The organism is Hydrogenophaga aquatica (assembly GCF_054780915.1).
Genome location: NZ_BAAGVK010000022.1, coordinates 26,603 through 44,838 on the forward strand (window position 1 = coordinate 26,603; position 18,236 = coordinate 44,838).

25 protein-coding genes and 1 pseudogene are annotated in these 18,236 nt (G+C 65.2%); 18 read left to right on the forward strand and 8 right to left on the reverse strand.

Annotated features, from left to right (window positions below; all coding sequences use genetic code 11):
- The first annotated feature begins 15 nt into the window (after positions 1 to 15).
- Positions 16 to 231, forward strand: coding sequence for a G5 domain-containing protein (locus tag ACYVHH_RS15600; protein ID WP_460566145.1), 216 nt, complete (start codon positions 16 to 18; stop codon positions 229 to 231).
- 289 nt (positions 232 to 520) lie between these two features.
- On the opposite strand, the gene msrA is transcribed toward ACYVHH_RS15600, so the two are convergent.
- Both msrA and ACYVHH_RS15610 read right to left on the reverse strand, forming a co-directional pair.
- Entirely contained in the window at positions 521 to 1,642 is a 1,122-nt protein-coding gene (gene msrA / locus ACYVHH_RS15605; protein WP_460566111.1) for a peptide-methionine (S)-S-oxide reductase MsrA, read from the reverse strand.
- Positions 1,643 to 2,017: 375 nt separating this feature from the next.
- A pseudogene (locus tag ACYVHH_RS15610) lies at positions 2,018 to 2,875 on the reverse strand (transposase); the annotation flags it as partial.
- A gap of 178 nt (positions 2,876 to 3,053) precedes the next feature.
- On the opposite strand from ACYVHH_RS15610, the gene ACYVHH_RS15615 reads away from it, so the two are divergent.
- The 16 genes from ACYVHH_RS15615 (at position 3,054) to ACYVHH_RS15690 (ending at position 15,327) form a co-directional block, all read left to right on the forward strand.
- Positions 3,054 to 3,317 carry a helix-turn-helix transcriptional regulator gene (locus tag ACYVHH_RS15615; RefSeq protein ID WP_008648927.1) on the forward strand — a complete coding sequence of 88 codons (264 nt, stop codon included), beginning with the start codon at positions 3,054 to 3,056 and terminating at the stop codon, positions 3,315 to 3,317.
- 11 nt (positions 3,318 to 3,328) lie between these two features.
- Positions 3,329 to 3,808, forward strand: coding sequence for a hypothetical protein (locus ACYVHH_RS15620; RefSeq protein WP_460566112.1), 480 nt, complete (start codon positions 3,329 to 3,331; stop codon positions 3,806 to 3,808).
- Between the two features lie 292 nt (positions 3,809 to 4,100).
- Complete coding sequence (locus ACYVHH_RS15625; RefSeq protein WP_083460479.1) at positions 4,101 to 4,706, forward strand: hypothetical protein; 606 nt, start codon at positions 4,101 to 4,103, stop codon at positions 4,704 to 4,706.
- Between the two features lie 10 nt (positions 4,707 to 4,716).
- Positions 4,717 to 5,571: an ATP-binding protein gene (locus ACYVHH_RS15630; protein WP_054284889.1), complete on the forward strand. Its 855-nt coding sequence runs from the start codon at positions 4,717 to 4,719 to the stop codon at positions 5,569 to 5,571.
- Between the two features lie 6 nt (positions 5,572 to 5,577).
- Positions 5,578 to 6,204, forward strand: a complete 627-nt coding sequence (locus tag ACYVHH_RS15635) for a hypothetical protein (protein ID WP_460566113.1) — start codon at positions 5,578 to 5,580, stop codon at positions 6,202 to 6,204.
- A gap of 18 nt (positions 6,205 to 6,222) precedes the next feature.
- Positions 6,223 to 6,726 (forward strand): DUF6511 domain-containing protein, encoded by a 504-nt coding sequence (locus tag ACYVHH_RS15640; protein WP_460566114.1) that lies wholly within the window; start codon positions 6,223 to 6,225, stop codon positions 6,724 to 6,726.
- Positions 6,723 to 7,469: a hypothetical protein gene (locus tag ACYVHH_RS15645; RefSeq protein ID WP_460566115.1), complete on the forward strand. Its 747-nt coding sequence runs from the start codon at positions 6,723 to 6,725 to the stop codon at positions 7,467 to 7,469. The genes ACYVHH_RS15640 and ACYVHH_RS15645 overlap by 4 nt, the downstream gene beginning before the upstream one ends.
- Positions 7,436 to 7,720, forward strand: coding sequence for a helix-turn-helix domain-containing protein (locus ACYVHH_RS15650; protein WP_460566116.1), 285 nt, complete (start codon positions 7,436 to 7,438; stop codon positions 7,718 to 7,720). Before ACYVHH_RS15645 ends, ACYVHH_RS15650 begins: the two co-directional genes overlap by 34 nt.
- Positions 7,704 to 10,016, forward strand: a complete 2,313-nt coding sequence (locus tag ACYVHH_RS15655) for a phage/plasmid primase, P4 family (RefSeq protein WP_460566117.1) — start codon at positions 7,704 to 7,706, stop codon at positions 10,014 to 10,016. The genes ACYVHH_RS15650 and ACYVHH_RS15655 overlap by 17 nt, the downstream gene beginning before the upstream one ends.
- A gap of 129 nt (positions 10,017 to 10,145) precedes the next feature.
- On the forward strand, positions 10,146 to 10,619 hold the full coding sequence (locus tag ACYVHH_RS15660; RefSeq protein WP_460566118.1) for a crossover junction endodeoxyribonuclease RuvC: 474 nt from the start codon (positions 10,146 to 10,148) through the stop codon (positions 10,617 to 10,619).
- Between the two features lies 1 nt (position 10,620).
- The gene (locus ACYVHH_RS15665) at positions 10,621 to 10,830 is read left to right on the forward strand and encodes a hypothetical protein (protein ID WP_460566119.1); all 210 of its coding nucleotides are present in this window, start codon (positions 10,621 to 10,623) and stop codon (positions 10,828 to 10,830) included.
- Complete coding sequence (locus ACYVHH_RS15670) at positions 10,823 to 11,215, forward strand: DUF6362 family protein (RefSeq protein WP_460566120.1); 393 nt, start codon at positions 10,823 to 10,825, stop codon at positions 11,213 to 11,215. Before ACYVHH_RS15665 ends, ACYVHH_RS15670 begins: the two co-directional genes overlap by 8 nt.
- 430 nt (positions 11,216 to 11,645) lie before the next feature.
- Complete coding sequence (locus ACYVHH_RS15675; RefSeq protein ID WP_460566121.1) at positions 11,646 to 13,070, forward strand: site-specific DNA-methyltransferase; 1,425 nt, start codon at positions 11,646 to 11,648, stop codon at positions 13,068 to 13,070.
- Positions 13,057 to 13,506 (forward strand): D-Ala-D-Ala carboxypeptidase family metallohydrolase, encoded by a 450-nt coding sequence (locus ACYVHH_RS15680; protein ID WP_011886401.1) that lies wholly within the window; start codon positions 13,057 to 13,059, stop codon positions 13,504 to 13,506. Before ACYVHH_RS15675 ends, ACYVHH_RS15680 begins: the two co-directional genes overlap by 14 nt.
- Entirely contained in the window at positions 13,499 to 14,761 is a 1,263-nt protein-coding gene (locus ACYVHH_RS15685; RefSeq protein WP_011886400.1) for a site-specific DNA-methyltransferase, read from the forward strand. The genes ACYVHH_RS15680 and ACYVHH_RS15685 overlap by 8 nt, the downstream gene beginning before the upstream one ends.
- Positions 14,758 to 15,327, forward strand: coding sequence for a group I intron-associated PD-(D/E)XK endonuclease (locus ACYVHH_RS15690; protein ID WP_011886399.1), 570 nt, complete (start codon positions 14,758 to 14,760; stop codon positions 15,325 to 15,327). The genes ACYVHH_RS15685 and ACYVHH_RS15690 overlap by 4 nt, the downstream gene beginning before the upstream one ends.
- A gap of 7 nt (positions 15,328 to 15,334) precedes the next feature.
- Here ACYVHH_RS15690 and ACYVHH_RS15695 read toward each other — a convergent pair whose 3' ends face one another.
- From ACYVHH_RS15695 to ACYVHH_RS15720, 6 genes are all read right to left on the reverse strand, one after another.
- Positions 15,335 to 15,613, reverse strand: coding sequence for a type II toxin-antitoxin system RelE/ParE family toxin (locus tag ACYVHH_RS15695; RefSeq protein ID WP_011886398.1), 279 nt, complete (start codon positions 15,611 to 15,613; stop codon positions 15,335 to 15,337).
- Positions 15,613 to 15,822 carry a TA system antitoxin ParD family protein gene (locus ACYVHH_RS15700; protein WP_011886397.1) on the reverse strand — a complete coding sequence of 70 codons (210 nt, stop codon included), beginning with the start codon at positions 15,820 to 15,822 and terminating at the stop codon, positions 15,613 to 15,615. The genes ACYVHH_RS15695 and ACYVHH_RS15700 overlap by 1 nt, the downstream gene beginning before the upstream one ends.
- 61 nt (positions 15,823 to 15,883) lie before the next feature.
- A complete protein-coding gene (locus ACYVHH_RS15705) occupies positions 15,884 to 16,252 on the reverse strand; it encodes a hypothetical protein (protein ID WP_460566122.1) in 369 nt (122 codons plus the stop codon).
- A gap of 97 nt (positions 16,253 to 16,349) precedes the next feature.
- On the reverse strand, positions 16,350 to 16,928 hold the full coding sequence (locus ACYVHH_RS15710; RefSeq protein ID WP_460566123.1) for a DUF3489 domain-containing protein: 579 nt from the start codon (positions 16,926 to 16,928) through the stop codon (positions 16,350 to 16,352).
- Positions 16,929 to 17,024: 96 nt separating this feature from the next.
- Positions 17,025 to 17,222 (reverse strand): DUF6900 domain-containing protein, encoded by a 198-nt coding sequence (locus ACYVHH_RS15715; protein ID WP_131111594.1) that lies wholly within the window; start codon positions 17,220 to 17,222, stop codon positions 17,025 to 17,027.
- 92 nt (positions 17,223 to 17,314) lie between these two features.
- Positions 17,315 to 17,581, reverse strand: a complete 267-nt coding sequence (locus ACYVHH_RS15720) for a hypothetical protein (protein WP_131111593.1) — start codon at positions 17,579 to 17,581, stop codon at positions 17,315 to 17,317.
- A 107-nt stretch (positions 17,582 to 17,688) separates the two neighbouring features.
- Between ACYVHH_RS15720 and ACYVHH_RS15725 the strand changes: the two genes are divergently transcribed.
- Positions 17,689 to 18,234 (forward strand): elements of external origin, encoded by a 546-nt coding sequence (locus ACYVHH_RS15725; RefSeq protein WP_460566124.1) that lies wholly within the window; start codon positions 17,689 to 17,691, stop codon positions 18,232 to 18,234.
- The last annotated feature ends 2 nt before the right edge of the window (positions 18,235 to 18,236 follow it).

The following is an 18,236-nucleotide window of genomic DNA, read 5'->3' on the forward strand; positions in this document are numbered from 1 at the left end:
CCCGACCCGCCCAAGATGCGGGTGGACAGCAAGCTCCAGAAGGGCGAGAAGCGCCAGGTACAGACGGCGCAGCCCGGCTACGAGGTGACGGTGACACGGACCGTCCGCGAGAACGGCGAGGTGATCCTGGAGGACACCTTCCACAGCCCGTACCAGCCGCAGCAGGAGATCTGGGCCGTTGGCCCCGGCACCCCCGGCGCCGAGGAGGCGGAGGCCACCGGCACGCCGTAGCCGGATCGGCCGAGCATCGGCGGGGAGGGAGGCCTCGGCCTTCTTCGCGCGGCGGTGCAGCCATTCACCCAATGGATGTGACTTTTCCGTACGGTCGGCCACAAGGGTCCACCGTACGAAGCGATGCGCAATCCACTCTCAGCGGCTTGCGGGAAGCCCTTGCGTAACGGATGAGCGAAGACGCCTGTGAATCCGTCCTGGGGGCCTCCACCTTCCCGACACACGGCACCGCCCCGGTCCGCATGGACCGGGGCGGTGCCGTGTGTCGGCCACGATACCCGAGGCCGAGTCAGCGCTTGTCGAGCTCGATCGCGACCGAGTTCATGCAGAAGCGCTGGCCGTTCCACGTCCGCGGGCCGTCGTCGAAGACATGCCCCAGATGCGAGTGACACCGCGCGCAGCGAACCTCAGTGCGGATCATCCCGTGCGAGCGGTCCTCCAGGTACTCGACCGCGCCCGGCAGCGCCTCGCCGAAGCTCGGCCAGCCGCAGCCGTGGTCGTACTTCGTGCTGCTGTCGAAGAGCGGGTTGCCGCAGGCCTTGCAGCGGTAGATGCCGTCGTCCCAGACCGCGTTGTAGAACCCCGTGAAGGGCCGCTCGGTGCCCGCCGCGCGCAGCACCCGGTACTCCTCCGGGCTCAGGATCTGCCGCCACTCCTCTTCCGACTGCGGCAGCGGGCGCAGCTTCGGGTCCTCCGTCGCCGTGTCATCGCCACCGCGGACCGGGGCGATCTCGCGCTCATCCAGCGAGACGGGGCTACGGTGCGGCATGGCGCAGGTCACACCGGTGCCGCCGAGGCCGCAATAGCCGTCCGGCACCTTGTGCAGGTACTGCTGGTGGTACTCCTCGGCGTAGTAGAACGGGCCGGCCGGGACGATCTCCGTCGTGATCGGCGGGTAGCCGGCCTTGCGCAGCGCCTGGTCGTACGAGGCGCGCGCGTTCTCGGCGATCTGCCGCTGCTCGTCGGTGTGGTAGTAGATCGCCGACCGGTACTGCGTGCCGACATCGGCGCCCTGGCGCATGCCCTGCGTCGGGTCGTGCGCCTCGAAGAAGGCCTTCACCAGCGCGGCGTAGGTCACCTTCCGCGGGTCATAGACGACGCGCACGACCTCGGCATGGCCGGTCCGGCCGGTGCAGACCTCCTCGTAGGTCGGGTGGGGCGTGTACCCGCCGCTGTAGCCGACGAACGTGCTCCAGACACCGTCCATCTGCCAGAAGAGCCGCTCCGCGCCCCAGAAGCAGCCGAGGGCGAACGTGGCGGTCTCCATCCCCTCGGGGAAGGGCGGCTGGATCCGATGGCCGTTGACGGCATGCGTCTCCGGAACATCGAAGGCGTACGTCTCCCGGCCCGGCAGCGCCTCTTCCGGTGTAGGCATCTCGAGTTTCTTGCCGAACAGTCTGTCAAGCACCATAGCTGGTTCTCCACGACGATGGGTGCGGGCCAGAGCGGCCGTCACTCATACATTCTAGCCGATGGGTCAACGACGCGTTGGCCGCCAGAATCGGCGTCGCTGCTCGATACTACCCATTCGCGTATAGGAAGTTCAACCGCCCTTTTTTGCGAGTCTGGCGGGTAGGAAGCGGCCGCGCAAGCGCCGCTTTGGGCACAGATCGGGCACAGATCGGGGGTTCATGCGTGGGTTTTCGACATCGCGGGGCCACGCAGCGGCTCAGTGCGTAGCCATTTCTCACCGAATCCCAGCACAGGGCCGAGCGCAGCCCTGCGGGATCGTGGCCGCATCGGCTCGGATTCCGGTTTCGCCGTCGGCTGTGCAGCCGGCACCTCGTCACGCGGCCGGCGGCGGGGCGCGCGCTGCGGGCCGGTAGTGCGCTTGCTCCAGCGCGCCGTGCTTCTCGAAGTGGGCGAGGATGGCGCGGATGGCGGTGGGTTCCTCGATGCTGGCGACGATCCGCACCGCGCCGCCGCAGTGGGCGCAGGTGGTGACGTCGATGGAAAAGACCCGCTTGAGCCGTTGCGCCCAGCTCATCGCACGGCGCTTCTGCTCGGGGCTGCGCGGCTCGTCGTGGGCGCTTGCGTCAACCGGCGCCGCATCGCCCGCAGGCCGCCTGCCGCGCCCCGAGGGCGTCAGCTGCGCGCGCAGGTTTGCATTCGGGGCGAATACGCCGTGGAAGCGGGTGAGATGCGCGCGAGGTGGCGGGACCAGTGCCGCCAGCTTGGCGATGAAGTCCACCGCATCCCATTCGACATGCGTGGTGCCATTGCGCCACGGCGTCTTGAGCTGATACCGCACCCTGCCCTGCGGTGAGATCGACAGCCGCTGCTCGCTGATCGCCGGGCGCGTGATGTAGCGGCACAGCTTTTCGAGCTTGTGGCTCTCGTGTGCTTCCGCGGCCACGCCGGCATGCAGCGAGAAGCCGCCGACCTTGCCGGCATCGCCCTCCAGCGAGCCTGCGTCACCGGGCAATGTTTGCAGCGTGACGACCTTGCGGCCAGCGTCGCGACCGGTGGCGATGCGGTAGGTCATCGAACTCATCCGCAGCGCGTCCATGCCGTCGTCGCTACCCGCGCTGTCGGACAGGAACACGGATTCGTCTTCGCCTTCCAGCCAGCCTTTGCGCGTCAGGTGCCGGCACACGCGATGCGCGATGGTGTTGGCCAGTTCCGTCAGTTGCGCCGATGTGGGCCGCTGACCATCCCCCTGTCCCCAAGAACGGCGAGCCGCGTGCTCGCCGTTTTGGCATGGACGCGTGCGGATTGGCGAACCCGAAGTTTGCGCGTGGTTCGCCATTGCGTCCCTCGTATGTTCGCCACCCGAAGCCTGCAATGACACCTGTTCCTCAACAGCGTCATAGGAGGCTTCCATGCCGACAACGGCAAGCACCATCACCCGGTCGCCGGTCGATGCGATCAACGGTCTGTCTCCCGGCGATCGTCGGGTCCTCAACGAGAACGAGCTCGCGCAGCGCTGGGGCCTGAGCCCCAAGACCCTGCAGCGCTGGCGCAGCGAAGGGCGCGGCCCGCGCTACCTGAAGCTGTCCAAGCGCGTCAGCTACCCCCTGGAGTCGGTCATCGAGTTCGAGCGTGGCGCCCTGCACGACTCGACCTCCGAGCGCGCGGCGCGCTGAAGGGGGATGCGATGAGCGATTTGACCCTCTACCCCGCCGACATCGCCGCGATGTCCGTCGGCCAGCTGGCCGCGCTGCCGCCCGCCCAGAAGGCGCAGATCAGCCGCAACCTCGACGAAGCACTCGCCTGGCTCAAGCAGGCCCGCGCGAAGTTCGACGCCGCGCTGGAGGCCGCCTACGGCGAGCAGGCCCGCGCCGCGCGCCTCGAGGCCGGCAAGGACTTCGGCGTCGTGCATCTCACCGACGGCGCACTGCGCGTGACCGTCGATGTCCCGAAACGCGTGGCCTGGGACCAGGCGCAGCTGTCGCAGATGGCCCGGCGCATCGCCGCCGCCGGCGAGCGCGTCGAGGACTACCTCGATGTCGAGTACTCGGTGTCCGAGTCCCGCTTCAACCACTGGCCCGCGGCGCTGCGCGCGCAGTTCGAGCCGGCGCGCACCGTCAAGCCCGGCAAGCCGACGTTTCGGCTGACCTTGACCTCGGAGGACTGAACCATGCCCACCGAACTGAAAGTGAAAGAGAAGGGCCGGAATTCGATTCCGCCCCGTGTCGCCGAGCGGCTGAAGGAGGTGGCGTGATGACGCCCCTTCATCCTCGTGACGTCCTTGATCTTGGCAAGCCAATGGCCGGGTTGTGCTCGGCGCGCTGTGGCATGGCATGGCGGGGCAAGCCGCGGCAAGGCCCAAGCGAACTGTGACTGGGCTCGGTTCGGACTGGCTTGGCGTGGCTAGGCAAGGCTGGGCCCGATGTGGCAAGGAACTTTCGATTTCTGGAGATTCGACGATGAAAACCCTTTTGAGAAACGAGGATGCGCTCGGCAACGGTGCCGAGTCGGCGGTCCTGACGGGGGCGCCGTACAGCGTCCGTGTCGTCATCGAAGGCGTGGCGGACTTGTTGTTCCACCGCTGGAACTGCGAGGCCGTCGACGCCAAGGCCAAGGCCACCAAGAACAGCGCCGCCAAAAAAACCGACGACATCGAGAGCTACGTCTATCGCGACAACCAGGGCCAGTTGTGCCTGCCCGGGGAGTATCTGCGACAGGCGCTGATCGGTGCGGCCAAGTTCAAGCAGGACCCCAGGAGTCCACGCAAATCGGCGCAGGACATCACCAAGGCCGGCGTGGTTTCGCTCACCCACCTGGCCAGCCTGGGGACCGACCGCTGGGATTACGAAGACCGCCGCCGCGTGGTGGTGCAACGCGCGGGCGTCAATCGGGTGCGGCCTGCCATGCGTGCGGGTTGGCGCGCCGAGTTCGATCTGATGGTGGTGCTGCCCGAATACCTCGACCGTGCCTGGATCAAGGACAGCCTGGACATGGCAGGCCGACTCATCGGCGTGGGTGACTTCCGTCCCACCTTCGGCCGCTTCACGGTCGTCTCGTTCGAATGAGGAGTCGGCCATGCCATTGCCTATCGTGACGGCCAACGAAAGACTCGTCGAAAAACGCTGCGCCAAGGTCGCCCTCGTCGGTGCGCCCGGGGTGGGCAAGACCTCCCAGATCCGCACGCTCGATGCCGAACGCACCTTACTGGTGGACACCGAGGCCGGCGATCTGTCCATCCTCGACTGGGGCGGTGACACCCTGCGCCCGCGCACCTGGCCGGAGTTCAAGGACCTGGTGGTGTTCCTGGCAGGACCCAGCCCGAGCGCCACACCCGAGCAGGCCTTCTCGCAGGCCCACTTTGATCACGTCTGCCAGAAGTACGGCGACCCGGCGCAGCTGGCCAAGTACGACACCTACTTCGTCGATTCCTTGACCGTGCTCTCGCGGATGTGCCTGGCCTGGTGCAAGACCCAGCCGGCCGCATTCTCCGAGAAGACCGGCAAGCCCGACACCCGGGGCGCTTATGGCTTGCTCGGCACCGAGATGATCGGCGCCCTCACGCACCTGCAGCACGTGAGGGACAAGCACGTCATCTACGTCTGCATCCTGGAAGAGAAGCTGGACGATTTCAACCGCCGCATCTACCAGCTGCAGCTCGAAGGCGCCAAGACCTCGGCCGAGCTGCCTGGTGTGCTCGATGAAGTCATCACGCTGGCCATCTTGAAGGCCGACGACGGCACGCCATACCGCGCGTTCGTCACCGGCGCGGACAACCCCTGGGGCTTCCCGAGCAAGGACCGCTCGGGACGGCTTGCCCCCATCGAAGAACCCCACCTCGGAAAGCTCATTGCCAAGTGCCTCGGCCGCACTGCCGCAGCACACGCCAGCGCTTTGTCGCATTCAACCGACCTCAACGCATTCAAGGAGTGATCCGCCATGACCGCTTGGAACGATTTCAACGACGCGCAGCAGCAGCAAAGCTTCGACCTCATCCCCAAAGGCACGCTCGCCAAGGTACGCATGACCCTCAAGCCCGGGGGCTTCGATGACCCGGCGCAGGGCTGGACGGGCGGCTGGGCCACGCAGAGCTTTGAGACCGGCGCGGTGTATCTGGCCTGCGAGTTCGTGGTGCTGGAAGGCGAGTACGCCCGCCGCAAGCTCTGGAGCAACATCGGCCTGCATTCCCCGAAGGGCCCGGCCTGGGGCCAGATGGGCCGCAGCTTCGTGCGCGCCATCCTCAACAGCGCGCGCAACGTCCATCCCCAGGACAACGGGCCGCAGGCCGCCGCCGCGCGGCGCATCCAGGGCTTCCACGAGCTCGACGGCATCGAGTTCCTCGCCCGCATCGACGTCGAGAAGGACGGCCGCGGGGAACTGAAGAACGTCGTCAAGAGCGCCGTCGAGCCCGACCACCCGGACTACGCCCGGCTGATGGGCGTGCCGCCCAAGACCCCGGGCAGCGGCTCCTCCGGCGCGCCAGCGGCGGTGGTTCCGCCCCATGCGATGCCGCCGGCCGCCCTGCAACCCCCCGCCGTGCCGGGCAAGCCCGCCTGGGCGCAGTGAGAGGAGGCCGCGGCGTGAATGAAATGCTGGATTTGCAAACGACAGGCGCGCGGCTACGGCCACGCGGACCTTCGGCATCCGGTGGGCGACGCCAGGCGCTATCCCATCGACTGGGTGTTCTGCTCACAGCGCTGCCAGCAGGCGTTTCACGCGCTCTACGGCCAGTGGCGGCGCGTGCAGGAGGGTTACATCGACAAGCGGGAGGTCGCGATGATCGATCCGTCTGAGGTCGAACGGGCCGCGATGCGGGCTTGCCTCAAGGCCTTCGGCGCGGCCGCCGAGGCCATCGGCTTCGACAAGCCCCTCGGCGCGTATTCCGAGGCCGAGGCGCTGCAGGTCATCGACGCCATCGTCACCGGCTACACCGAGGCGATGGTCGCGCACCACGAGGCGACCAAGTACCCGCCGGTGCGCGGGCTGAAGCACCCGGTGTCCGATCCCTTCGCCGATCTCGAGGACGACCTGCCGTGGGAGGAGCCGGAGTCGGCCTCCAAAGCGCCACGGAAGGAGGCGCAGCGATGATGGACTTCAACGCCTGCAAGAGCTTCTCGGGCCAGGTCACGGCGCTGATCGACGCCGGGCTGCAGCAGTCTCGCGCGGCCCAGCCGCGCCGCACATACCTGGGCGCATCGCGCCTCGGGGCCGCCTGCGAGCGCGCGTTGCAGTACGAGTTCGCGGACGCGCCGGTCGATCCGGGCCGCGAGACCGACGGCCGCCTGCTGCGCATCTTCGAGCGCGGCCATGTGATCGAGGCGTGCATGGTCGGCTGGCTGCGCGCGGCGGGCTTCGATCTGCGCACGCGCGACGACGCGGGCGAGCCCTTCGGCTTCTCGGCGCTCGACGGGCGTCTGCAGGGGCATGTCGATGGCGTCCTCGTCGCCGGACCGGATCTGGGGCCGGGCTTTGGCTACCCCGCGCTGTGGGAGAACAAGTGCTTGAGCGCGAAGTCCTGGCGGGAGCTCGAGAAGCACCGGCTCGCGGTCGCCAAGCCCATCTACGCCGCGCAGGTGGCCGTCTACCAGGCCTATCTCGGCCTGCACGAACAGCCGGCGCTGTTCACGGCGATCAACGCCGACACGATGGAGCTCTACGCCGAGCGTGTGGCCTTCGATGCTGCGTTGGCGCAGCGCATGTCGGACCGCGCCGTCAAAGTGATCTCGGCCACCGACGCCGGCGAACTGCTGCCGCGCGGCTTCGCCGATCCCACCCACGTCGAATGCCGGATGTGCCCGTGGCAGGACCGGTGCTGGAGGGCTGCGACATGAACGACACACCGCTGACGCAGGTGCTCGGCGAGCGACTGATCGATGCACGCGAGGCGGCGCTTGCGCTGAATCTGCCGCTGTACTGGCTCACCCATGCCAAGGAGCGTCGGCGTTTGCGCCTGCCGCACTACCGCGTCGGCAAGCTCCTGCGCTTCAAGCTGAGCGAACTGATCGCGTGGATGGAGGAGCGCCAGGCCCTGCTCACGGCCGACGCAGTACTCGAGGAGGAGGCGGATGCTGGACTTCAATGACACCGTGCCAAAGTCCGAGATCCCGGCGTCCGAGCGCCGCGAAGCCCTGCGCGCTGCGCTGCTCTCGCGGCTGGATTCGGTGCTGTTCATCCTGTTTCCGGCCGGCAGAAAGCGCAGGGGCAAGTTCCTGATCGGCGACGTGCTCGGCAGCCCTGGCGACAGCCTGGAAGTGGTGCTCGATGGCGAGAAGGCCGGGCTATGGACGGATCGTGCCACGGGCGACGGCGGCGACGCCTTCGACCTCATCGCCGCCCACCACGGCCTCGATGCCAAGCGCGACTTTACCCGCGTCCTCGACCTGGCCGAGGACCTCGTCGGCCGCGCCCCCACCACAGCGGTGCACAAGCGCCACAACAAGGAACTCCCGACCGACGATCTAGGCCCTGCGACCGCCAAGTGGGACTATCTCGATGCGCAGGGGCGGCTCATCGCCGTCGTCTACCGCTACGACCCGCCCGGACGCAAGAAGGAGTTCCGGCCCTGGGATGCCAAGCGGCGCAAGATGGCGCCGCCCGAGCCGCGGCCGCTCTACAACCAGCCGGGGATGAGCCACGCCGCACAAGTGGTGCTGGTCGAAGGCGAGAAATGCGCGCAGGCCTTGATCGACGCCGGCATCGTGGCCACCACCGCGATGCACGGCGCCAACGCACCGGTGGACAAGACCGACTGGTCGCCGCTCGCAGGCAAAGCCGTGCTGATCTGGCCCGACCGCGACAAGCCCGGCTGGGAATATGCGATGAACGCGGCCGAGGCGGTCATGGCGGCCGGCGCGCATCATTGCGCAGTGCTGATGCCACCAGCCAATCCAACGGCGGATGCGCCGCAGGGCGCTGCGGATGGGTGGGATGCAGCCGATGCACTTGCCGACGGCTTTGATGTGCAGGGCTTCCTTGCCGGTGGCGAGCGCATTCAGTTTCAGCCATCGACCCCCGAGTCTGCACAAGCGGCAGATCCGACCGAGCAATCGGTCTGGGCGACGGAAGACGCGCTGGCGTTGACCTTCTCCGGTCGGTACGCACAGGACTGGCGCTATGTTGCGCTGTGGGGCAAATGGGTGTTCTGGACCGGCAAGCGCTGGCAAACCGAGGAGACCTTGGCTGCGCACCACCTGATGCGGCAGATCTGCCGTGAGGCGGCACTCAAGGCCGATTCGCACCGGGTGGCGGCCAAACTCGCCAGCAGCGGTACCGTGGCCGGGCTTGAACGACTCGCGCGTTCGGATCGGCGTCATGCGGCAACGGCTGACGAATGGGACGCCGACCCCTGGTTGCTGAACACGCCGGGCGGCGTGATGAATCTCAAAAATGGCGTGCTGAGCCAGCACGATCGCCAGGATCGGCTGACCAAGATCACGACCGCCACACCATCGGGTGATTGCCCCACGTGGCGGCAATTCCTGAATGAGGTCACGGGCGGCGATCAGACCCTGCAGGCGTATCTGGCACGCATGGCGGGGTATGCATTGACCGGATCGACCCGCGAACACGCCTTGTTCTTTCTCTACGGCACCGGTGCCAACGGCAAGTCGGTGTTCGTCAATACCTTGGCCACCATCCTGGGTGATTACGCGACCAATGCACCCATGGACACGTTCATGGAAACCCGCACGGACCGGCATCCGACCGATATGGCCAGCTTGCGCGGGGCACGCTTTGTTGCAGCGATCGAGACCGAGCAAGGCCGCCGCTGGGCCGAATCCAAGGTCAAGAGCCTGACCGGTGGTGACAAGATCTCTGCCCGCTTCATGCGCCAGGATTTCTTCGAGTTCATGCCGCAATTCAAACTGATCGTGGCCGGCAATCACAAGCCGGCGATCCGCAACATCGATGAGGCCATGAAGCGGCGACTGCACCTGATCCCGTTCACGATCACCGTGCCACCCGAAAAACGTGACAAGCATCTGCAGCAAAAGCTGCTCGCGGAACGCGATGGAATTCTGGCTTGGGCCGTTCAAGGCTGTCTGGACTGGCAGCGCTTGGGGCGCCTCGATCCGCCGCAGCAGGTGCTCGATGCCACCGACGAATACTTCGAAGAGGAAGACGCCATTGGCGAGTTCCTGGACGAGGACTGCCAGCAGTCGCCTGTGGCGCGCGAGGCGATCTCCGCAATCTATCAGCGCTGGCGTGAGCGGGCAGAGCGGCGCGGTGAGTACGTGGGCACCAGTCGCTGGCTGACCCAGCAACTCATCAACCGAGGGTTTGCCCGCACACGCCTGCATGGCGGGGCCAAGGCCTTGTCCGGCCTCTCACTCAAACCCCGCGATCCGGGCGGCTACATGCCCTATCGCGATGACTGACCCGAATGGGTGACCGAAAGTGACCGGCATCTCGTTATCTCTCTACACGTGTACGCGCGCAGGCGCGAGCGGTTAACGAGAAACGGGTCACCTTCGGTCACCAGATGCCAAAAACACATGGAGTGACCAATGAACACAATGACCATACTCGCCCTCGATCTGGGCACCCAAACCGGCTGGGCACTGGCCAGCTGCGACGGCAGCATCACCAGTGGCAGCCAATCCTTCAAACCGCAACGCTTCGAAGGCGGCGGCATGCGCTTCCTGCGGTTCAAGCGCTGGCTCACCGACATCAAGCAGTGCAACGACGGCATTGACCAAGTCGTCTTCGAAGAGGTCCGTCGCCACGTCGGCGTCGACGCTGCACACGCCTACGGCGGCTTCATGGGCCAACTGACCGCCTGGTGTGAGCACTATCAGATCCCGTACCAGGGCGTCCCGGTCGGCACGATCAAGAAGCACGCCACTGGCAAAGGCAACGCCAGCAAGGACGAGATGGTGGCATCCGTCCGTGCACGTGGCCACGCCCCTAAGGATGACAACGAGGCCGATGCCATCGCCTTGCTCTACCTGGCCCGTGAGATGGCCGCAGAGGGGGTGTGACATGAAAGTGCCGCAATACCGCTACCGCTGCCCCCTGGGCAATCTGCAGCCGACCACGCCCGACCTGGATGCCGTCAAGCGCGAAGGCTGGCGCAACGACCACATCCTGGTGGTCTCCGAGCACGACGACCGACTGGACTGGGTGGAGAAGCAGTTCGTGCGCAGGCTGGGCGAACGTCTCTACGGGGATGGAGGCAAGCGCCATGACTGAGACACGAACCGAATGGACAGTCGAAGACGTGGCAGTTCGCTTTGCCGAGGCGGCCGAGACTGCGCACAAGCTGCCCCGAGTTCGCCCTGGCGGCTACTTCAACCCCTGGATGACGCTGGCCTTCCAAGTGCCCGAGCGTTACCCCGACCCCGATCGGCTGTACCGGCCCATGCCGCCCAGCCCACAAGCGGTGGAGAGGATGCTCGAGACCATGCGCTGGGTGCAGTGGCTGGAGGTAGAGCAGCGCCACTTGGTCTGGATGCGCTCGAACCGGTATCGCTGGGAGCAGATCGGTCGGCGGTTTGCCTGCGCTGCCCGCACTGCTCAGCGCCGCTTTGATGCCGCCATCCATCTTGTCACCCTGCACCTGAACCGAGGCCATTGAGTGAAGTCGCGGCAAGTTGATGGCCTGCGCGGGGTGACGCGGGATGGTGATGACGGATGCCAAAACATCCCCTGTCGCGTTTTACCCGGTTTCGGCCTACAGTTTCAGCTATGGTCAGGACAGCGGTGTGGGCAGCGGGCATGATCTTCAGACTGCAACCTCCCACGCCAACAAATGCGAAGCGATGCGAACGCATGATGGCTGGTGCCAATCAGGTGATTGCGGAGTCCTGCGGAAAATCGATGGGTCCTTCCTGGCCAAAACGGTATGCGGGGGGCAACAGCGCGAGATTTCGATAGCGTCTGCCCTGAAAAACAGGTTACCACCCGGCCAGGTTACCGGCCTGTGGTTACCACCACCCCAGACAGTTACCACCCCCTGAATATTTCCCACCCGCCCGGCGGCAACGCTCGGCGGGTTTTTCAATTCCATGACGCCCAACCTGCAGATCGAATACCGGCCGATCGATGCGCTGCTGCCGTACGCGCGCAATCCGCGCACGCATGCGCCAGCCCAGATCGCCAAGATTGCGGCCAGCATCGTGGAGTTTGGCTGGACGCAACCCATCCTGGTCGATGGCGACAACGGGATCATCGCGGGCCATGGCCGCTTGGCGGCCGCGCGCAAACTGGCACTGGCCGAAGTCCCAGTCATCGAGCTGGCCCATCTGAGACCGGCGCAGAAGCGCGCCTACGTGATCGCCGACAACCGCCTGGCGCTGGACGCCGGTTGGGACGATGAACTGCTGGCACTGGAACTGGCGGAGTTGTCCGAGGCCGGTTACGACCTGCTGCTCACCGGTTTCGAGGATGAAGAGCTGGCCAAGATGCTGGCTGATCTTGGTGACGGGGATGCGCAAGCGCCGGATGAGGATCCGGCCAGCGAAGAGGACGACGATGTCCCGGAGCCGCCCAAGCAACCGATCAGCCGCCCCGGTGATGTCTGGCAGTTGGGTCCGCATCGCTTGATCTGCGGTGACGCTTCCGATCCGGCCACCATCGCCACCCTGATGCAGGGCGAACAGGCGAGCCTGTGCTTCACCTCGCCACCCTATGGCAACCAGCGCGACTACACCTCCGGCGGAATCGCCGACTGGGATGGCCTGATGCGCTGCGTGTTCGCCCAACTACCCATGGCCTCCGATGGCCAGGTCCTGGTCAACCTCGGCCTGATCCACCGTGACAACGAGTTCATCCCGTATTGGGATCAGTGGCTCGACTGGATGCGCAGCCAAGGCTGGCGACGTTTTGCCTGGTACGTCTGGGACCAGGGGCCAGGCATGCCCGGTGACTGGCAAGGTCGCCTGGCACCGAGTTTCGAATTCATCTTCCACTTCAACCGGCAAACGCGCAAACCCAACAAGACCGTGCCCTGCAAGTTTGCCGGTCAGGAAACGCACCTGCGCGCCGACGGATCCTCGACCGCGATGCGTGGCAAGGATGGCCAGGTCAACGGCTGGACCGCTGCCGGCCAGCCGACGCAGGACTGCCGAATTCCCGACTCGGTCATCCGGGTCATGCGCCACAAGGGAAAGATCGGCAAGGACATCGATCACCCGGCCGTCTTTCCGGTGACGCTGCCGGTGGAGGTCATCGAGGCCTACACCGATGAAGGTGAGGTCGTGTTTGAGCCCTTTGGCGGCAGCGGCACCACGCTGATGGCCGCCCAGCGGACAGGGCGTATTGGCCGCGCGGTGGAGATCGCGCCCGAATACGTCGACGTGGCGCTGCTCCGTTTCCAACAGAACTTCCCTGGCGTGCCGGTCACCTTGGCCGCCACCGCAGAACCCTTTGAGGTTGTTGCTCAACAACGCAAAGCCGAGCATCGACAAGAGAGCGAACATGCAACTGTCTGAACATTTCGAACTGGCCGAGTTTCTGGTCTCAGAAACGGCGGCTCGCCGTGGCATTGCCAACGAGCCCACACCCGAGGTCATCGAGAACCTGCGTCGGCTGTGTCAATCGGTACTGCAGCCGCTGCGCGTTCACCTCAAGCGCCCGGTGGTGATCACCTCCGGCTACCGCTCGCCAGCGCTGAACCGCGCCATTGGGGGCAGTCCGACCAGTCACCACATGCAAGGGCGTGCGGCTGACCTCATCGTGCCAGGTATGACGCCGTTGCTCGTGTGCCAAGCCGCCCACCAGTTGAAGCTGCCCTGCGTGCAGATCATTCACGAGTTCGGACGGTGGACCCATCTGGCAGTGGCGATCTCGAATGAGCGCACCCAGTTGCTCACGGCCAAGCTGAACCAGGGCAAGACCGTCTATGAAACGGGGTTGGTCCATGTCTGAACCCTGGCTATCCACCCATATCGAGCGCTGGCCCACCGAGAAACTGGTGCCCTACGCCCGCAATGCCCGTACCCACTCAGAGGAGCAGGTGGCGCAGATTGCGGCATCCATCGTCGAGTTCGGGTTCACCAATCCGATCCTGGCGGGGTCCGATGGCGTGATCGTGGCGGGCCATGGACGTCTCGCCGCCGCGCAAAAGCTCGGTCTGGATACCGTGCCGGTGGTCGTCCTCGATCATCTGACACCCACCCAGCGCCGCGCGCTGATCATTGCGGACAACCGCATTGCAGAAAACGCCGGCTGGGACGACGCCATGCTGCGCATCGAGTTGCAGTCGCTGCAGGAAGATGGATTCAATCTCGACATCACCGGCTTCGATGCCGACGCGCTGGCCGAGATCATGGCGGGCGAAGAGACCACGGTCGATGGCAATACAGATGAGGATGCCATTCCAGAACTGAGCGAAACAGCCATCAGCCGACCCGGTGACGTGTGGATTCTTGGCAATCACCGGCTGGTTTGCGGTGATGCTACGCAGCCATTCAGCTACGAGCAGTTGCTCGCCGGGCAACGCGTTCAGATGATCTGGAGCGACTTGCCCTACAACGTCAACTATGCCAATAGCGCGAAAGACAAATTGCGTGGTAAGCACCGACCTATCCTGAATGACAACTTGGGCGAGGGTTTTTATGACTTCGTCTTCGATGCGCTCTCGCTGATGTTGCCCCACTGCGATGGCGCGGTCTACATTGCGATGTCCTCCAGCGAACTTGACACGCTACAAGCCGCGTTTCGCGCGGCCGGTGGAAAGTGGTCTACGTTCATCATTTGGGCCAAGCACACCTTCACCCTGGGCAGAGCGGATTACCAGCGTCAATACGAACCGATCCTGTATGGCTGGCCGGAAGGCAGCAGTCGGCATTGGTGTGGCGATCGCGATCAAGGTGACGTCTGGAATATCAAGAAACCTGCCCGCAACGATCTTCATCCCACGATGAAACCTGTCGAGTTGATGGAACGTTCAATCCGCAATTCGAGCCGACCAGGCGATGTGGTCCTCGATTGCTTTGGCGGATCCGGCAGCACGCTGATCGCCGCTGAGAAATCGGGGCGCCGCTGCTTCATGATGGAGTTGGAGCCGAAGTACTGCGATGTCATTGTTCGCCGTTGGCAGGAATTCAGTGGCGGCAAGGCTATCTCTGAATACAGCCAACGCGTCTTCGACGAGGTCACAATCCAGGAGGCTCCGGCGTGATCAGGCAGCTCAGCTTCTTGGATGTGGCTGAGCCCAAGGACCACGGCTTGATCGACGAAAGTGCTGTTGTTCGGCACCACAACCTGCGGGTCAGCGCCGAAATGGAGATTGGCCGAGCGGGTGAGTATTTGGTGATGGCAGATTTGCTGCTCAATGGTTGGGTAGCGTACCCGACATCACAAGGCGTGCCGTATGACATTGCTGTTGACATCGGCCAGCGGGTGATCCGGGTTCAGGTGAAATCCACCAAGACGCCCAAGACACCCGGTTCGCTCAACCGCGGCTCTCCGCTGTATGTGTTTCACACCCGTCGAGCTGGAAAAGGTGGGCGACGGCGGTACAGCAGCGATGATTTTGATGTGCTGGCATTGGTCGCCCTGGATCGCCGGCTGATTGCCTACTATGCATTGGCCGATACCCACAACGATTGCATTGCGCTGCGCGTACCCGGGGTCCGCTATGGTGATGGTGGCGTCAAGTGCCGCTACTTTGAGGATGCGAAATTCGAATTCGCCCTGGATAGCGTTTTGATGAGACAACGACAGGAGGCATTGTTCGCCTCCTGAGTCCATGTCAATGCTCGGTGCGTTTGAGGTCGCGGTAGAAATTCTCGTGCGGGCCAACCATCAGCAACTTGAGCGTGTTCTCATCCAGAATGCGGTAGGCAAGCAGGCACAGCAGGTTGCCCATGCGGAACTTGTAAACCTGCACGCCAGCCAGATCGCCGACTTTGGTTTCACCGGCTTCCGGCTGGCCGACAATGGTTCGAACTGCCTCGTCAAGCGCGGCTTTTTGCTGCTTGTGCAGCTTTTTAACGGCGCGCTCGAAGGTCGGTGTGACAAGGACGCGCATCAGCCGAACTGGTACTCACCCACGGGTTCTTCCTGGTCAGCGATCAGGATGTCGCGGATGACGCTGAACGGAAGATCGGGGTTTTCTGCGGCGATCTTGCCGATCTGAGACCAGTATTCGATTTGCTTGGGCACCGAGCGGTGCTCGATGGTGCCATAGCGCTTGGCGGTCTCAACCAAGGCTTCGGGCAGTTTGACATTGATGGCCATACGAACCTCCTTTGAATGGGTCTATGATAGCCCATAAGGGACCAAAATGGAACATGTGCTGTCAGTCGGCCAGGGCCTCTTCGACAATCTCGCAGTGAATCACAAAGCCCGTCAGGTAAGGCAAGCCCTTGGGAATCCCGTGCTGCTTGCTGGTCAGGCGACCGATGCTCCAGCCCATCCAGCGTTGGGTGGCGGCGTGGATCGCCTCCTGCAGATTGGCGCCGGCGTGCAGACCGTTGAGCACATCGTCGGCAAAGTGGCGGCCGTGGACGCTGTCGAGGAAGGCCCGCACCGACTCCAGCGGCTGGCTAGTGGCGTCCGAGACGGCGCTCATTGCCAGGGTCCAGGCGGCCTGGGCGTATTCGCCCATCGTGCCCCAGAAGCCCCAGGCTTCGTTGCGGGTGGTGGGGATCGGTGTGGTGGTGCTCATCTCGGGCTCCTTCGGGTGGATCGTGGCGACACCCGTATGAACGCGCTGTTCGATCGAGAAGCCAAGCGCCGCTTGGCCTCTTTCTCGATCTTGTTGCTCAATTGATGCGGTACACCCGCTCGCCGCCCTTGGGTTTGTCGGAGACGATCGTCAGGCCCAGTTTCTTCTTGAGCGCTCCGGCCAGGGCGCCGCGCACGGTGTGCGCCTGCCAGCCGGTGACGTCCATGATCTGGTGGATCGTGGCGCCCTCAGGACGACGCAGCATTGCGATCACCTGCGCCTGCTTGCTGTCGGCACGGGTGCGACGCGGCGCATCGTCCTTCGCCTGCGTCCACGTGGCTTCGGCAGCGGTCACGGCCGCCTCCAACTCGGGATCGCTCGCAGCGGTTGCCTGCTCCGCGTTGGCGATGATCCGATCGAGCTGGGCTTCGAACGAGCCCACGCGCGGTGTCTTCGCGCCCGGGCGTGGGAGCCCCAGGACGGCGTAGCCCTCGGCGGCGACGAACCAGTCGGTCCCCGCGGGGGCGATCAGGGCACGGTTGGCAAGGCCTTCCAGCACCTTCTGGCGCGCGCCGCCCTTGATGTGCTCGGGGAACCAGTCGATCTTGCCGCCGCTGTGCTCGATGGCGTAGGCCAGGATGGCGTGCTGGGTCGGGGTCAGGGCGATGGTGGTCATGGGCTTGCTCCTTCGCAGGGGTGGATCGGGTGACGGGATGAACGCGCTGTTCGGGGCCCAAGCCAAGCGTTTCGGCTTGGCATGGGCCTTTCGCAATCAGCGGTTGGCCTCATCCGGCGACTTGGCACGGCGACCTTGTTCGAGTCCCGCGTTGAAGGCCGCTTCCAGCGCGGCGCGGATGTTCCACACCGCCAGGTCGTGGAAATCCAGGCTGTCCGAGTGGCGGGTTTGCAAGGTCTCGATGCCGAGATGCTGCTGGGCGATCTGGGTGAGGAGGGCGTCGATGGGGCGCATGGCGGGTTCCTCTCGGTGTGGTTGGCGTGCCGTGATGAACGCGCTGTTCGGCAGTGAAGCCAAGCGCTTTCTGCTTGGCTTGACGCGGTGAGTCAGGCCTTGCGCAGCACCGCGATGCCGGCTTGCGCGAGTTCCAAGGCCGCGGCATGGAACGCCATCTCGCCGACCCAGGGGGCGGCGCGGGCGTCGTCGAGCAACTGGTCGATGACCGGCCTGGCCTTGGCGCGCATCGCCGCGCAGGCGGCCTCCAGGTCGTCGCGGCTGGCGGCCGCCACCTCGGTGCGGCAGCTGCGCACCAGGATGGTCAGCGCCGCTTCGGCCAGCTTCGTGGCCAGGGTATCGAGGGTGTTGGCGTTCATCGGGGATCCTTTTGATGGTGGTTGGCGTGCCGTGATGAACGCGCTGTTCCCGAGGAAAGCCAAGCTCGATCTGCAAAGAAACGAACAGATGTTGGAAGACGGCGACGATGGGACTGTCGATACGCGCCTACGCGCGCCACCGGGGCGTGTCGCACGTGGCCGTGAAAAAGGCCATCGACACCGGGCGCATCACGCCGCTGCCCGACGGCACGATCGACCCCGAGACGGCCGACGCGCAGTGGGCGCGCAACACCGTGCAGCCGCGGCGAGCGCCTGAAGCGCAGAAGTTCGATACCAAGAAGCCGCAGGCCCGGCCCGAGCGCCAGATCCCCGACCCGGTCTCCCCGCCGTTGCCCAGCGGCGGCACGTCGCTGCTGCAGGCGCGCACGGTCAACGAGGTGCTCAAGGCCCAGCTCCACAAGGTCGAGCTGGCGCAGCGCAAGGGCGAGCTCGTCGACCGCGCGCAGGCGGTGGCGCATGTGTTCAAGCTTGCGCGCACCGAGCGCGACGCGTGGCTGAACTGGCCGGCGCGCATCTCGGCGCAGATGGCCGCGCGGCTTGGCGTCGAGCCCCACGCGCTGCACGTGGCGCTCGATGCGGCCGTGCGCGAGCACCTGCAGGAACTGGGCGAACTGCGGCCACGCGTGGACTGACG